The organism is Martinezella hainanensis (genome assembly GCF_900094555.1).
GTDB classification, from domain to species: Bacteria; Pseudomonadota; Alphaproteobacteria; order Rhizobiales; family Rhizobiaceae; genus Rhizobium; species Rhizobium hainanense.
On the sequence record NZ_FMAC01000017.1, the window covers coordinates 68,043 to 81,014 of the forward strand.

The following is a 12,972-nucleotide window of genomic DNA, read 5'->3' on the forward strand; positions in this document are numbered from 1 at the left end:
GTCTTGCTTTCGGAAAGGGTGGGAGGCTGGCACGAATGACCCGTGCCGGGCTCGTTAGGGCTGCTTCCTTCCGGACCTGACCCGGTTGGCGAGTGGCTCGTCCACCACCAACCTCCCGGATGCACATATCGGCAATATCGCCATCAAAAGCAAGCCAAGGTCAAAAAAAACTGCTAAACATTTGATAAAACAATGGAGGATGCCCCCTTGAAGGAGTTTACGCTCGACGATCGTCTTGCGAATGACAGCGTTTCCGTGGCGATCACAGGCCTTTGCGACGTGCGGCTGATGAAGGATCGCCGCTGGCCATGGCTCGTGCTGATCCCCCGCAGGCCCGACAAATCGGAGGTTTTCGAGCTGACCCCGCTCGACCGGATCCTGCTGACCTTCGAAACGGATAAGGTCGCAAGCGCGCTGAAGACGGTGACGGGGGCGACAAAAATCAATGTCGGGGCACTTGGAAATATCGTCCGTCAGCTGCATGTTCATGTCATCGCGCGGTTCGAAGGTGATGCCAACTGGCCAGGCCCGGTCTGGGGCTACGGCAAGGCGGAACCCTATTCGGACGAAGACATGAACAGCCTCATAGCCAAGTTGCGGGAAACGCTTTCACAATGAGCCATTCCATCTTTTCCTCGGATGCCCCGCATCCGGAACCAAGCAGTCTCACCGCCTTTGCGGAAAACCAGCTCAACCGGGATGCCGAGCATCGCGACGAGGAATCGATAAAACACGCGCTCGCCAAGGAAGGCACGCATATTCTGGCCTTCGCCCAAGACCGGCTTGTGCTGAAGCACGACGGCCAGGTGCTCGACCCGCTGTTTGCCCGCTACGAGCTGAAGGATCTCGATCCGAATTGGGACGAGGCCGTGCTTCTCGGCTATCGTAAGACCGGCGAACCCAGGCTTGCCGTGCCCGTGCGCGTCAATGCCGACGAGCTTGCCTGCCAGTACAAACCGGCCGACATGCGCTCGCTTTGGCGCGATCTGCTGCTGGAGGGCGAAATCCTCGGCGAAGCGGCGCAGGGCATGAGCCTCATCCGCTGGAACAGCGACAACCGCTTCTGCGGTCGCTGTGGTTCGGTCATGGAAAGCCGCATCGGCGGCTACAAGCGGGTCTGCACGGCCTGCGAACACATGATCTTTCCGCGCACCGATCCGGTCGTCATCATGCTCACAATCGATGAGGAAAAGAATCTCTGCCTGCTCGGCCGCAGCCATCATTTCGCGCCGGGCATGTATTCCTGTCTCGCCGGTTTCGTCGAGCCGGGCGAAACCATCGAGAATGCGGTGCGTCGCGAGACGCATGAGGAATCCGGCATCCACATTGGCCGCGTGCGTTATCATGCCTCCCAGCCATGGCCCATGCCGCATTCGCTGATGATCGGCTGCTACGCCGAGGCGAAGTCGACGGAGATCCATATGGACGAAGCCGAGCTTGAGGATTGCCGCTGGTTCACCCCGGAAGAGACGCTTGCCATGCTGGATCGCGTCTCTGCCTCCGGAAATACATCTCCACCCAAGGGCGCCATCGCCCATCGCCTGATGCGCGATTGGGTGGAATGGAAACGCTAGGTCTCATTCCGCCATGGCCCGCTCGGAACGCTTGCTGACGCTGTTGCAGACGCTGCGGCGCTATCGCCGTCCGGTCAGCGGCGCCGTTCTGGCGGAGGAAACCGGCGTCAGCCTGCGCACGCTCTATCGCGACATCGCCAGCCTGCAATCGCAGGGCGCCATGATCGAGGGCGAGCCGGGCATCGGCTATGTGCTGAAACCTGGCTTCATGCTGCCGCCGATGATGTTTTCGCAGGACGAGATTGAAGCGCTGGTGCTGGGGTCGCGATGGGTGGCGCGCGCAACTGACGCCCGTCTGGCAGCCGCCGGCGCCGATGCGCTCGCCAAGATCGCCGCGGTGCTGCCTGCGGATCTTCGCGATGCGGTCGATCAGGCGGCGGTGGTCGTCGGTACGCGTCGCATCACCGAAGACAAGGCTGATCTTTCCCTGATGCGCAAGGCGATCCAGACGGAACGCATGGTGCAGCTGACCTATGGCGATGTAAACGGCGCCATCTCGACCCGGCGCATCTGGCCTTTCGCGCTTGGCTATTTCGACAATGCGCGCATCATCATGGCCTGGTGCGAACTGCGCCAGGATTATCGCCATTTCCGCGCCGACCGTATCGTCGACTTCGCGGTGCTGGAGGCGCGCTACCCGCGCCGCCGTGTCGCCCTCGCCAGAGAATGGCAGGCGCGGGAGGGCATGGTTCACAATTGACCTGTCGGCATAACGCTACTGCCAGAAACTGTCAGTAGGCTTGGCTATTATCGGCACCATCCAAGCAGGAAGGAGGACCGATCATGGCAAGCAATGTTTTCACGCAACAAACGCATCGCGGTGGTATCAAGGCGCACGAAGGCAAAGGTCCTCCAACGCCGGCATGGCTGGCTCGCCTCTCGCAGATTGCGCTTGGCTATTTCACCCGCCGGTGGGACCGTCTCGATATCGAGGAAGCGCCGAATTCCGTGAAGCGGGATCTGGGCTTCCTGGATGGCTGCGCACCTTACCGCGAGGAAGACTGGATGCGTTGAGGCGAGCCACAGAAGCTCGTCGCGACCTCTACGATAACATGCACACAATCAAAAAACGGAGCGCAAGACGCTGATCCGAACAGCGCAGTGCGCTTTGGAAACGCATCTTCGCAAGCATTCAACGTGCACCGACAGAGCCACCTCCGGCGGGCCTCGCTCGCCGAAATGCATTCGCATGCCCTTAAATCCATCAAAACAAGAGGACTATCCAGATGACCAGCCCGAATCTCATCATCTTCTATGTCAAAGACCCTGGCGAAAGCACGCCGTTCTACCGCGACCTGTTCGGTCGCGAGCCGGCCTTTGCGTCGCCGAACTTCGTGGCTTTCTCTCTCGATAATGGCCTGAGCCTCGGTCTCTGGCGTCGCAGCAGCGTCGAGCCGCAACCCTCCGCGATCGGCAATCGCGGCGAGCTGGGCTTCATGGTTGAAGGCGCCGGCGCCGTCGAGCAGCACTATAGGGATTGGAAGGCACGTGGCCTGCCCATCGCGCAGGAGCTGACGACGATGGATTTCGGCCCGACCTTCGTCGTGCTCGATCCGGACGGTCACCGCCTTCGGGTCTGTGAGCCGGATCAGTGAATGTGGCCTAACCACCCGCCCTCGTGGTTCGAGGCTGCAGCCCTTCGGGCTTTCGCACCTAACCATGAGGGCTGATCCTTTGTGTCCGCCACAGGGCATGATTCACCTCATGGCGAGGTGCAGCACCATTAAGCGCAGCGAAAACGGTGATGCCTCGAACCACGAGGTGGCCCGGATTTGTGCCAGATGTTGAAGTTCTGCCCGGGTGGGCTAGGCCTCTGCTATCTCCTGCATCCATGTAAAACCTGCAGCTCTCACAAAGGACTCGCGTCCTTCATTCGAGTTGACTTCCGGTTTTCACGGAAGAAACTGATCGCTAAATCCAGAGCCATGCGAGGACCAATTGCTCCATCATATTTCGTTCGGTGTTTCCGATATCGAGAAAGCTGCTGCGTTCTACGACGCAGTCTTCGCCCCGCTCGGCTATGTCAGGGTCTGGGACGACTTGAGTCCCGGCGATCCCAATCAGGCCATAGGATATGGTGTGCCCGGTGGGGGCGATAAGTTCGCCATCAAATTGCGCGGCAAAGAGGCTCATGCGCCAGGCCCGGGCTTTCATCTCGCCTTCGCCGCACCGGGCCGCGAGGCTGTCGCCCTCTTCCATAGGGCCGCATTGGCTCATGGCGGCACGGACAATGGGCCGCCAGGTCTCAGGCCGCATTACGGTCCGAATTATTTTGCCGCCTTCGTCATCGATCCGGATGGCCATCGCATCGAGGTCGTGACCAAGGCTGAGGAATAGCTAGCGGTTGGAAATCAAACGATACCGTCACCCGCCCTCGTGGTTCGAGGCTTCGCTCTTTGAGCTCCGCACCTCACCATGAGGACTGGTCTTTTGTGCCTCGCCATAGGGCGCGCTCCACCTCATGGTGAGGTGCAGCGCCGTTAAGCGGAGCGAAAGCGGCGATGCCTCGAACCACGAGATGGCCCGGGTTCGCGCCGAATGTTAGAGATCGCCCCGCGTCGGATGGCCCTTGTAGACGCCCAGGATGCGGACCTTTTCGGAGAAGAAGCGCAGTTCCTCCAGTGCGCGGCGCACATGCGGATCTGAAGGGTGGCCCTCGATATCGGCATAAAACTGCGTTGCGACAAAACGGCCGCCGAGCTGATAGCTTTCGAGCTTGGTCATGTTGATGCCGTTGGTGGCAAAGCCGCCGAGCGCCTTGTAGAGCGCGGCTGGAATGTTGCGGACGTTGAAGACAAAGGTCGTGACGATCTTTTCGTCGGGCGAGCTGCGCTCCGCCCAATTCTCGTCGCGGGACAGGACGACGAAGCGCGTCATGTTGTTTTCGGTGTCTTCGACATTCTCGGCGATGATTTCCAGCCCGTAGAGATCGGCAGCGAGGCGCGGCGCCAGTGCCGCCATGCTGCGATCGCCGGTTTCCTTCACCAGCTTGGCGGCACCCGCGGTATCGCCGGCGATAACAGGCTTCCAGCCGTTGGCGCGCACGATGTTGCGGCACTGTCCGAGCGCATGGATGTGGCTGTGCACCGTGCGGATCTCTTCCTTCTTGACGCCGGGCAGGACCATCAGCTGGAAACGGATCGGCATGAAATATTCGCCGACGATATGCAGGCGCGATTCCGGCAGCAGATGGTGAATGTCCGCGACACGGCCGGCGATCGTATTCTCGATCGGAATCATGCCGAGATCCGCGTCGCCATTGTCGATGGCGGTCAGCGCATCCTCGAAGGTCTGGCAGGGCAGCGGCTCCATGGTCGGGAACATGTCACGGCTGGCCATGTCTGAATTGGCGCCGTAGTCGCCCTGGAAGGAGATCTTGTTGGTCTTGGTAATCATGGAACTGCCCTTGGGGGAATGCCGCATCAGAGAGAGGCGGCGGAGAGGATGCGTCTGGCCTTTTCGAGGTCGGCGGGAGTATCGACACCGAGCGGGACCGTGTCAACGATCTCGACATCGATGCGCATGCCGGCCTCCAGAGCCCTCAACTGCTCCAGTGATTCGCGCCGTTCCAGCGTCGATGGGCCGAGGCTCACGAATTTCTCGAGTGCGGCACGACGATAGGTGTAGAGGCCGATGTGGTGGTAGAGCGGCCCATTGCCGTAGGGTGCGGTGGCGCGGGTGAAGTAGAGTGCGCGCAGGCGGCTATCCGAGATCGGCGAGCCGATGACCTTGACGACGCTCGGCAGGGTCTTCTCTTCCTCGTCCTTGATCTCGACCGTCAGCGTGGCGATGTCGACAGCCGGGTTTTCGAGCGGGCGCAGGGACGCGCGGATGGTGTCGGGATCGATCGTGGGAAGGTCGCCCTGCACGTTGACGACGATTTCGGCGCGGCCCTGCGGATCGACGGCCTGCAGCGCCTCATAGATGCGGTCCGAACCGGACTGATGATCCTTGCCCGTCATGACGACGTCGAAGCCGGCATTGGCAACGGCGGCATAGGTATCCTCATGGTCGACGGCGACGACGATGCGACCGATCGCCGCCTCGCGCGCACGCTTGGCAACCTGTACGATCATGGGAAGGCCGCAAATATCAGCGAGCGGCTTGCCCGGCAGGCGCGTGGAGGCCATGCGGGCGGGAATGAGGACCAGCGTCTTGTCTAAATTTGAATCAGTCATTGTTGGGCCTTCTATTCCCGAGGGAAAAGTGTCAAAACGTCTCATGGTGGAGACCGTTTACAGAGTTGCAAGAAACAGCCAAAAGACATAGGTTTCGCGCGAATTCAAGATGGGCCAGCGGAGGATGCTGGCGGCGAGGGGAGCATAGCAGATGAATTCATCCTACGTGAACATGGGAGTCGGGGCGCTTTTGGCCACGCTGTTCGTGTTGAAGTCCGTGTCGCTCGCGTCAGGATTTATTTTCCATTCAGAGACGCCGGAAAAGCCCGGTTTCGCGATCGTCGCGACCGAGGAACCGGCTGCAGGCGACAAGGCCGCCGCCGCCAAGCCGGATACGCCGATCGCTCAGCTGCTGCAGAAGGCTGACGCCAAGGTCGGCGAGACGATCTTCAAGAAGTGTCAGGCCTGTCATTCCGGAGAGAAGGGCGGGCCGAACAAGGTCGGCCCCGATCTCTGGGGTATTGTCGACCGCCCGGTCGCCGAGCACGAGGGCTTCGCCTATTCGTCCGGCATGAAGGACTTCTCCAAGGGTGGCGCGGAAAAGTGGACCTATGACCACCTTTATCACTTCCTGGCCGCTCCGAAGAAATTCGTCGCCGGCACGGCGATGGGCTTTGCTGGCCTGCCGAAGGAAGAAGATCGCGCCAACGTAATCGCTTATCTGCGCACGCTCGCCGATACGCAGGTGCCGCTGCCGGATCCGAACGCACCGGCCGCCACGAACTAAGACAAGTCACAAGCGTGATTGAAAAACCCGGCCGTCAGGGCCGGGTTTTTCGCGTTGTTATTCAGATTGAATGCCGGCGGGAGCGCGTCCGCTGATCGAGGTCGAAGACCTTCAATCCGTCCTCGGCGCTTGGAGGCATGCGCCAGTCTTCCGCGACCAGCGCCTTGCGGGCATCGCGCAATCCGGCATCCCAATGCTCGTGCATGGACAGCGCCGAAAACTCGTAATCCTTCGAATGCGAGCGGAACTGCTTGTTGCGGTAGATCAGATGGATGATCGTCACGCCGTAATCCGAGCAATGTTGTTCCAGCTTCTTGATTTCCGGATCGGCCTTGGCCTCCTCGGGAAGCCGCGCGTAAAGCTCGGATATGGCGCGCCGCAGGCGATGACGCTCGAGAAAGAGATCGGTGTTGAGCCGGGTGCGGCTCGAATAGGTAATGTCCTTGCGCCGCTCCTCAACCTCTTCCAGATCCTGCGGCAGCGGCCCGACGGCGCTGAAAAGATCGACCTGGAAGACGACCGTGTCGATCGCGGCGCCGTTGCGCAGCACGTAGGTCAAGGGCGTGTTCGAGACCAGGCCGCCATCCCAGTAATGCTCGTTGCCGATCTTGACCGCGGGAAAACCGGGCGGCAAGGCGCCGCTCGCCATCACGTGCTCAGGCCCGATCTTGATATCCTTGTTGTCGAAGAAGGCGAAGTTGCCGGTGCGGACATTGACCGCACCGAGGCTCAAGCGCACCGGGCCGTGGTTGATACGATCGAAATCGACGTGATCGAGCAGCGTTTGGCGCAACTGCTCGGTATCATAGACGCTGGTCGCGCCCGCCGAACCACGCGCCTGGAACCAGGCCGGGATCTGCCAGGGGGAAAAGAAGCCAGGCACGCCGAAAGTCGAAACCCACCAGCTGCTGACCGAGCGATAGAAGGGGTTGGTTTCGCGCCGATCTTCCATCAGCAGATCGACAGGAAGATGGACGGTCACCTTGTTCCAAAAGGAACGCAGCGCCTCGAGCCGCTCGCCGGGCACATTGCCGGCCATGATCGAGGCATTGATCGCGCCGATCGAGATGCCGGCGATCCAGTCCGGCTCGATATTCTGTTCTCTGAGCGCCTGGAAGGCGCCGGCTTGATAAGAGCCAAGGGCGCCGCCGCCCTGGAGCACGAAGACCTTCTGCGAATAGGCTGACGCGGGATTGGTGACTGGAGCTGCAATATTCATGTGCCATCCTTTGCTGCGCTCCGGGTGGGAAGGCCGGGATGCGCAAAACTATGACCATTTTTACGCCTGCGTCTCCGAAAGCGGAGAGATGCTGTTGCGATCGGCGGATTCGAGCCTCGGCTATCCGAGCAGATAGGCCCAAAGCGACACCGAGAATGCCCCGAGCGCCGTCGTCAAGGTAATCGTCGAGGCGGCGAGACTGTGGCCCACGCCGAAGCGATTGGCAATCAGCCAGGCGTTCACACCTGTAGGAACGGCGGCCGTGAGCACCAGTGCTGCCCGCCATTCCGGGCTGAGGCCGAGGAGAAGACCGGCCGCCAGCACGCAGGCCGGCAGCAGAAAAAGCTTAAAGGCGGCAATCACGCTGGTAATGCCGAGATTGCCTGACATCCCGTATTGGCGCAGCGCCATGCCGAGCGAGATCAGCGCTGCCGGGCCGGCGATATTGGCAATGCTGTCGATAGCGGTGCCAAGCGTTGCAGGGATCGGAAGGCTGGTCAGATGCACGATCAGGCCGCAGAAAAGCCCGATGACGAGCGGATTGCGCACGAGGTTCTTGCCGACCTGCTGCAGCAGTTCGCCGATGCTGCGGCCGGCGCCGGGATTCTCCTTGCGCTCAGCCTGCTCCATCAGCAGCGTACCGGCGATCATCATCGTTGGCAGATGCACGGCAATCAGGATCGACATCGCCATGACGCCGTCAGGCCCGACGGTGCGCCCGACCAGCGGCAGGCCGATGAAGATCGTATTGGCGAAAGCGGATGAAACGCCGGCGAGCACGCCGATCCGCGCGTCCCGGCCGAACATGCGTGTCGCGACGATATGGCCGGCGGTCCAGGTGATGGCAACGCCGGAGAAATAGGCGATCCACAAGCGAAACGGCGATGCGCCGCGAAAATTCGCCTCGGCGATGGTCTGAAACAGCAGGAGCGGCACGGCGATTTTGAAGACGAACTCGCTCATGGCCTCGCCGACCTCGGCCTTCAGCAGGCCGGTGCGAACGATCACCCAGCCGACGAGAATGAGCAGGAAGACCGGAAGAACATCGGTGAGAATTTCGGACATGCCGGACAGGGGCCGTGAAGATCGTGGCTCGGGAAGGGCGATCCGGACGTTGTAGCAGCTTGCTCACGGCATGTCGCGCAAAACTGCGCAGCGGCTTTGTGACGACGACATGCGCAAAATCAATGGTTTAAAGCGCTGGGGTTTAAGCGCTGGGACGCGAAACTGGGGGATTGCGACGCTGTACGGGTGAGAACCCGTAAAAACAAAAAAGCGGGCAACGCCCGCTTGTGTGTCCGGTCTCGCCGGACAAGTCCCCCCGGTGCACATGCCGCCAGTTCATCCGTGGTCGGCCCGCGTACCGGTGAGGCGGAAGGCATCATTCCTTCCCAGACTGGCTTGGAAGTCTTTCGAACTTCCCATCCCAGCCGCTTGATAAGCATTTAAAGATAGAAAGTGACAGGCAAATGACTGATTGGAATTAAGTTGGCCGCCTTTGCGCGGATTTTTCTTCCAAACTTCGGAAAAACCGATAATACCGGATACCGGCTATCACCAGTATCCGGGACCTTCCTATAGATGACTCGCTTCGATGTACTGACCGTTGGCAATGCCATCGTCGACATTATCGCCCGTTGCAATGATCAGTTCCTGATCGACAACAAGATCACCAAAGCCGCGATGAACCTTATCGACGCCGAGCGCGCCGAACTTCTTTATTCGCGCATGGGACCGGCCCTGGAAGCTTCTGGTGGCAGTGCTGGCAATACGGCTGCGGGTGTCGCGAATTTCGGCGGCAGGGCTGCCTATTTCGGCAAGGTCGCCGAAGACCAGCTCGGAGAGATCTTCGCCCACGATATCCGCGCCCAGGGCGTGCATTACGAGACAAGGGCGAAGGGCACCTTCCCGCCGACCGCCCGTTCGATGATCTTCGTGACCGAGGATGGCGAGCGCTCCATGAATACCTATCTCGGCGCCTGCGTCGAGCTCGGTCCGGAAGACGTCGAGGAACAGGTCGTTGCCGATGCCAAGGTGACCTATTTCGAAGGCTATCTCTGGGATCCGCCGCGCGCCAAGGAAGCTATCCGCGAATGCGCCCGAATCGCCCATGCCCATGGCCGGGAAATGTCGATGACGCTCTCCGACAGCTTCTGCGTCGGCCGCTACCGCGAAGAGTTCCTCGATCTCATGCGCTCCGGCACCGTCGATATCGTCTTTGCCAATCGTGACGAAGCCTTGTCGCTCTACGAGACCGACGATTTCGAGAAGGCGCTGAAGCTGATCTCGGCCGATTGCAAGATCGCCGCCGTGACCACAGGCAAGGACGGCGCTGTCATCGTGCGCGGCAACGAGCGCTATGTCGTCGACGCCCATCCGATCGAGGAGCGTGTCGATACCACCGGCGCCGGCGATCTTTTCGCTGCCGGCTTCCTTTTCGGCTATACGCAGGGCCGCGGCCTGGAAGATTGCGCCAAACTCGGCAATCTCGCTGCAGCCATCGTCATCGAACAGATCGGCCCGCGGCCGATGCGGTCGCTGTCGGAAGCCGGCAAGGAATTCGGGCTTCTCTGACGGAAATCCCTCGCGCATGATCGCAAAAGCCGCCCGCCACGGAACGCCGGGCGGCTTTTGTTTTTATGCGGTCGCTACAGCAATTCCGGGAAAAGTGCGGAGCGGTTTTCCGTCCGGAATTGCTAGACAACAAAGAGATAGAGCGGTTCAGAGCTTCCGCGAAGAGCTGAATCGTTCTAGCGCCAGAAGAGCGTCGCAGTCCCGGCTTCGTAGAAGATGAGGATGCCGAGCGCGATCAGAACGAACGGCACGATCCTGTGGCCGTGACGGCGGATCGGTGCGCCCAAGGTCGGATGATTGACGAGGGAGTGCGCGGCAGCGAGCCAGATTGCCGTCAGCACCGCGAAGATGCAGCCGATGGTGAGGATCTCGTAGGCGGAGCGCGTCGCGAAGATCGGCGTATAGATGCTGATATTGTCGCCGCCATTGGCGATCGTCACCAGCGTGACGGCCACGATATTTCCGTGTCCGGCCGAAGCTTTCGTATGATCTTCCGGATCGTCGCCGGTCTCGATGCCGTTCCAGAGTTCCCACAATCGCCTGACGCCGAAATAGATCGGCGCAAGGCCAAGCAGGCCGATATAGGTGGCGGGAACGACGAGAACCAGAAAGGAGGCGAGGGCGCTGAAGCCATAGAGTGCGCCAATGCCGAGATACTGGCCGATGACGATCTGCCTCAGGCGGAATTTCCGGTCGGCGAAAAAGCCGAGAAGGACGAATATGTCGTCTATGTTCGTTGATGCGAACATGACGATGGCAACGCCGAAAACGCCTAACATATAACCCAAGATCGCCGGTCTCCCTATCCGATCCCGGATATAGCATCGCTCCGGAAAAGTCGCACGCCCGCTTGCTGTCTGTAAACGGTGAGGTTTCGCTACTTGAAGGCTTCGCCCGGGTAAGCGCCCCATATCTCGGATTGCGCCACCCAACCCTCGGTGCCGTCGGCGGTGGCGAGGCACCAGTCGCCGGTGCATTCCTTGATGGTCATCATCACACCAGGCTGAAGCTTGGCGATGACGGCGGCAGATGGCTGGGATTCGCGGCGCATGTTGACGAAAACGGCCTTGCCCTTGCCCTTCATCCAGGGAGCGGCAATGGCCGAGCGCTGGCCCGACAGCAGCGACTGGTTGACCCAGCCCTCGGTGCCGTCGGCATCGCGCACGCGCCGCCAGTTATCATATTCCTGGATGATTTCGACCGGCAGGCCCTGTTTGAGATAGAGCCACGACACGGCATAATCGGCGCTCGGACCGATGCGCAGATTGACCCGCTTCGACTTCAGCGTGACGAAGCGCGGCAGCGGCAGGCCGCTTGGCCCCTTGGCGGCCTGGGCGGCGGCAAGATCGGCTGACGCAGCAGCCATCATCAGGCCGATTGCGACAATGGCGCAGGACTTCAATGCTTTGCCACGCATGGGATTTCCGTTCGTTCGTCATGACAAAGGCGCCGTTCCGGCGACCTTTCGCTCCGGTGAGCGGCAAATCCTCGGATCGCGTCAGCGAGTTTTATTTGTCTTCGCCTGCGGGTCTGGTAGAAATGCCCGGAACGGGAAAATTATCCCGCTTCTTGGTTAAGAACATCTGAACAAGGCATCGCCGCTCGCCATGACGACGAAGAAAAAACCGAAGGTCTACGTCACGCGCAAACTGCCTGATGCGGTGGAGACGCGCATGCGCGAGCTCTTCGATGCCGAGCTCAATATCGATGACCGCCCGCGCACCAAGGACGAATTGATAGAGGCTGTCCGTTCCGTTGACGTGCTGGTGCCGACCGTCACCGACCGCATCGATGCGGAGGTGATCGACGAGGCCGGACCGCAGATGAAGCTGATTGCGAGCTTCTCCAACGGCACGGATCATATCGACGTCGAGGCCGCCGCCCGCCGCGGCATTACCGTGACAAACACGCCGAATGTGCTGACCGAAGACACCGCCGACATGACCATGGCGCTCATCCTCGCCGTGCCCCGACGCCTGGCGGAAGGTGCGCGCGTGCTGACCGACAATCCCGGCGAATGGGCAGGCTGGTCGCCCACCTGGATGCTTGGCCGCCGTATCCACGGCAAGCGCATCGGCATCGTCGGCATGGGGCGAATCGGCACCGCTGTCGCCCGCCGCGCCAAGGCCTTCGGTCTTTCCATCCATTATCACAATCGCAAGCGCGTCAATCCGGCGACCGAGGACGAGCTGGAGGCGACCTATTGGGACAGCCTTGACCAGATGCTCGCCCGCGTCGATATCGTGTCGGTCAATTGCCCGTCGACGCCGGCCACTTACCACCTGATCTCGGCGCGCCGCCTCGCACTGTTGCAACCGACGAGCTACATCGTCAACACCGCGCGCGGCGACGTCATCGACGAAACGGCGCTGATCAAGATCCTGCGCGAAGGCAAGATCGCCGGTGCCGGCCTCGACGTGTTCGAGAACGAACCTGCCGTCAATCCGAAGCTGGTGAAGCTCGCCAATGAGGGCAAGGTGGTGATCCTGCCGCATATGAGTTCGGCGACGCTCGAAGGCCGCATCGACATGGGCGACAAGGTCATCATCAACATCCGCACTTTCATCGACGGCCATCGTCCGCCCAATCGCGTGCTGCCGTTCCGATAAGCGAATCGCCCTCAAGCTCCTGCCGAAACGAAGCGGATAGTGTCGGCTTCAAATTTGATCTTTCTTGCCTTAGGCCGGTCATGCGTATGTC

15 protein-coding genes and 1 other RNA gene are annotated in these 12,972 nt (G+C 60.7%); 9 read left to right on the top strand and 7 right to left on the bottom strand.

From position 1 onward, the window contains the following. Positions 1-18 precede the first annotated feature (18 nt). Positions 19-116, bottom strand: an RNA gene (ffs, locus tag GA0061100_RS31395) — signal recognition particle sRNA small type. Positions 117-207: 91 nt separating this feature from the next. On the opposite strand from ffs, the gene GA0061100_RS31400 reads away from it, so the two are divergent. From GA0061100_RS31400 to GA0061100_RS31425, 6 genes are all read left to right on the top strand, one after another. Continuing rightward, a complete protein-coding gene (locus GA0061100_RS31400) occupies positions 208-618 on the top strand; it encodes an HIT family protein (RefSeq protein WP_083961492.1) in 411 nt (136 codons plus the stop codon). After that, the gene (gene nudC, locus GA0061100_RS31405) at positions 615-1,574 is read left to right on the top strand and encodes an NAD(+) diphosphatase (protein WP_075856775.1); all 960 of its coding nucleotides are present in this window, start codon (positions 615-617) and stop codon (positions 1,572-1,574) included. Before GA0061100_RS31400 ends, nudC begins: the two co-directional genes overlap by 4 nt. A gap of 13 nt (positions 1,575-1,587) precedes the next feature. Continuing rightward, the gene (locus GA0061100_RS31410) at positions 1,588-2,274 is read left to right on the top strand and encodes a helix-turn-helix transcriptional regulator (RefSeq protein ID WP_075856776.1); all 687 of its coding nucleotides are present in this window, start codon (positions 1,588-1,590) and stop codon (positions 2,272-2,274) included. 83 nt (positions 2,275-2,357) lie between these two features. Next, positions 2,358-2,588 (top strand): hypothetical protein, encoded by a 231-nt coding sequence (locus GA0061100_RS31415; RefSeq protein ID WP_075856777.1) that lies wholly within the window; start codon positions 2,358-2,360, stop codon positions 2,586-2,588. A 212-nt stretch (positions 2,589-2,800) separates the two neighbouring features. Next, positions 2,801-3,169, top strand: coding sequence for a VOC family protein (locus tag GA0061100_RS31420; protein ID WP_075856778.1), 369 nt, complete (start codon positions 2,801-2,803; stop codon positions 3,167-3,169). A 343-nt stretch (positions 3,170-3,512) separates the two neighbouring features. Then, complete coding sequence (locus GA0061100_RS31425) at positions 3,513-3,911, top strand: VOC family protein (RefSeq protein ID WP_075856779.1); 399 nt, start codon at positions 3,513-3,515, stop codon at positions 3,909-3,911. A gap of 204 nt (positions 3,912-4,115) precedes the next feature. On the opposite strand, the gene GA0061100_RS31430 is transcribed toward GA0061100_RS31425, so the two are convergent. Together GA0061100_RS31430 and GA0061100_RS31435 are read right to left on the bottom strand one after the other, a co-directional pair. After that, complete coding sequence (locus tag GA0061100_RS31430; RefSeq protein ID WP_075856810.1) at positions 4,116-4,970, bottom strand: prephenate dehydratase; 855 nt, start codon at positions 4,968-4,970, stop codon at positions 4,116-4,118. Positions 4,971-4,996: 26 nt separating this feature from the next. Continuing rightward, entirely contained in the window at positions 4,997-5,752 is a 756-nt protein-coding gene (locus tag GA0061100_RS31435; RefSeq protein ID WP_075856780.1) for a 3-deoxy-manno-octulosonate cytidylyltransferase, read from the bottom strand. A 151-nt stretch (positions 5,753-5,903) separates the two neighbouring features. Here GA0061100_RS31435 and GA0061100_RS31440 point away from each other — a divergent pair, with 151 nt between their 5' ends. Further along, positions 5,904-6,479 (top strand): c-type cytochrome, encoded by a 576-nt coding sequence (locus GA0061100_RS31440; RefSeq protein WP_075856781.1) that lies wholly within the window; start codon positions 5,904-5,906, stop codon positions 6,477-6,479. A 61-nt stretch (positions 6,480-6,540) separates the two neighbouring features. Here GA0061100_RS31440 and GA0061100_RS31445 read toward each other — a convergent pair whose 3' ends face one another. Then, on the bottom strand, positions 6,541-7,698 hold the full coding sequence (locus GA0061100_RS31445; RefSeq protein ID WP_075856782.1) for a patatin-like phospholipase family protein: 1,158 nt from the start codon (positions 7,696-7,698) through the stop codon (positions 6,541-6,543). Positions 7,699-7,818: 120 nt separating this feature from the next. Then, positions 7,819-8,763 (bottom strand): AEC family transporter, encoded by a 945-nt coding sequence (locus GA0061100_RS31450; RefSeq protein WP_075856783.1) that lies wholly within the window; start codon positions 8,761-8,763, stop codon positions 7,819-7,821. A 516-nt stretch (positions 8,764-9,279) separates the two neighbouring features. Between GA0061100_RS31450 and GA0061100_RS31455 the strand changes: the two genes are divergently transcribed. Continuing rightward, positions 9,280-10,272, top strand: coding sequence for an adenosine kinase (locus GA0061100_RS31455; RefSeq protein ID WP_075856784.1), 993 nt, complete (start codon positions 9,280-9,282; stop codon positions 10,270-10,272). Between the two features lie 176 nt (positions 10,273-10,448). Here the strand turns inward: GA0061100_RS31455 and GA0061100_RS31460 are convergent, their stop codons facing one another. Together GA0061100_RS31460 and GA0061100_RS31465 are read right to left on the bottom strand one after the other, a co-directional pair. Beyond that, positions 10,449-11,051, bottom strand: a complete 603-nt coding sequence (locus tag GA0061100_RS31460) for a cadmium resistance transporter (RefSeq protein ID WP_075856785.1) — start codon at positions 11,049-11,051, stop codon at positions 10,449-10,451. Positions 11,052-11,149: 98 nt separating this feature from the next. Continuing rightward, positions 11,150-11,689 (bottom strand): SH3 domain-containing protein, encoded by a 540-nt coding sequence (locus GA0061100_RS31465; RefSeq protein WP_075856786.1) that lies wholly within the window; start codon positions 11,687-11,689, stop codon positions 11,150-11,152. A gap of 190 nt (positions 11,690-11,879) precedes the next feature. Here GA0061100_RS31465 and GA0061100_RS31470 point away from each other — a divergent pair, with 190 nt between their 5' ends. Beyond that, positions 11,880-12,881 carry a 2-hydroxyacid dehydrogenase gene (locus GA0061100_RS31470; protein ID WP_075856787.1) on the top strand — a complete coding sequence of 334 codons (1,002 nt, stop codon included), beginning with the start codon at positions 11,880-11,882 and terminating at the stop codon, positions 12,879-12,881. Positions 12,882-12,972: the final 91 nt, after the last annotated feature.

What these genes read in the sequence shown, in the direction of transcription:
- nudC (WP_075856775.1), top strand. Translation starts at nt 615, where the DNA reads ATGAGCCATTCCATCTTTTCCTCGGATGCCCCGCATCCGGAACCAAGC.
- GA0061100_RS31410 (WP_075856776.1), top strand. Translation starts at nt 1,588, where the DNA reads ATGGCCCGCTCGGAACGCTTGCTGACGCTGTTGCAGACGCTGCGGCGC.
- GA0061100_RS31415 (WP_075856777.1), top strand. Translation starts at nt 2,358, where the DNA reads ATGGCAAGCAATGTTTTCACGCAACAAACGCATCGCGGTGGTATCAAG.
- GA0061100_RS31420 (WP_075856778.1), top strand. Translation starts at nt 2,801, where the DNA reads ATGACCAGCCCGAATCTCATCATCTTCTATGTCAAAGACCCTGGCGAA.
- GA0061100_RS31430 (WP_075856810.1), bottom strand. Translation starts at nt 4,970, where the DNA reads ATGATTACCAAGACCAACAAGATCTCCTTCCAGGGCGACTACGGCGCC.
- GA0061100_RS31435 (WP_075856780.1), bottom strand. Translation starts at nt 5,752, where the DNA reads ATGACTGATTCAAATTTAGACAAGACGCTGGTCCTCATTCCCGCCCGC.
- GA0061100_RS31440 (WP_075856781.1), top strand. Translation starts at nt 5,904, where the DNA reads ATGAATTCATCCTACGTGAACATGGGAGTCGGGGCGCTTTTGGCCACG.
- GA0061100_RS31445 (WP_075856782.1), bottom strand. Translation starts at nt 7,698, where the DNA reads ATGAATATTGCAGCTCCAGTCACCAATCCCGCGTCAGCCTATTCGCAG.
- GA0061100_RS31450 (WP_075856783.1), bottom strand. Translation starts at nt 8,763, where the DNA reads ATGTCCGAAATTCTCACCGATGTTCTTCCGGTCTTCCTGCTCATTCTC.
- GA0061100_RS31455 (WP_075856784.1), top strand. Translation starts at nt 9,280, where the DNA reads ATGACTCGCTTCGATGTACTGACCGTTGGCAATGCCATCGTCGACATT.
- GA0061100_RS31460 (WP_075856785.1), bottom strand. Translation starts at nt 11,051, where the DNA reads ATGTTAGGCGTTTTCGGCGTTGCCATCGTCATGTTCGCATCAACGAAC.
- GA0061100_RS31465 (WP_075856786.1), bottom strand. Translation starts at nt 11,689, where the DNA reads ATGCGTGGCAAAGCATTGAAGTCCTGCGCCATTGTCGCAATCGGCCTG.
- GA0061100_RS31470 (WP_075856787.1), top strand. Translation starts at nt 11,880, where the DNA reads ATGACGACGAAGAAAAAACCGAAGGTCTACGTCACGCGCAAACTGCCT.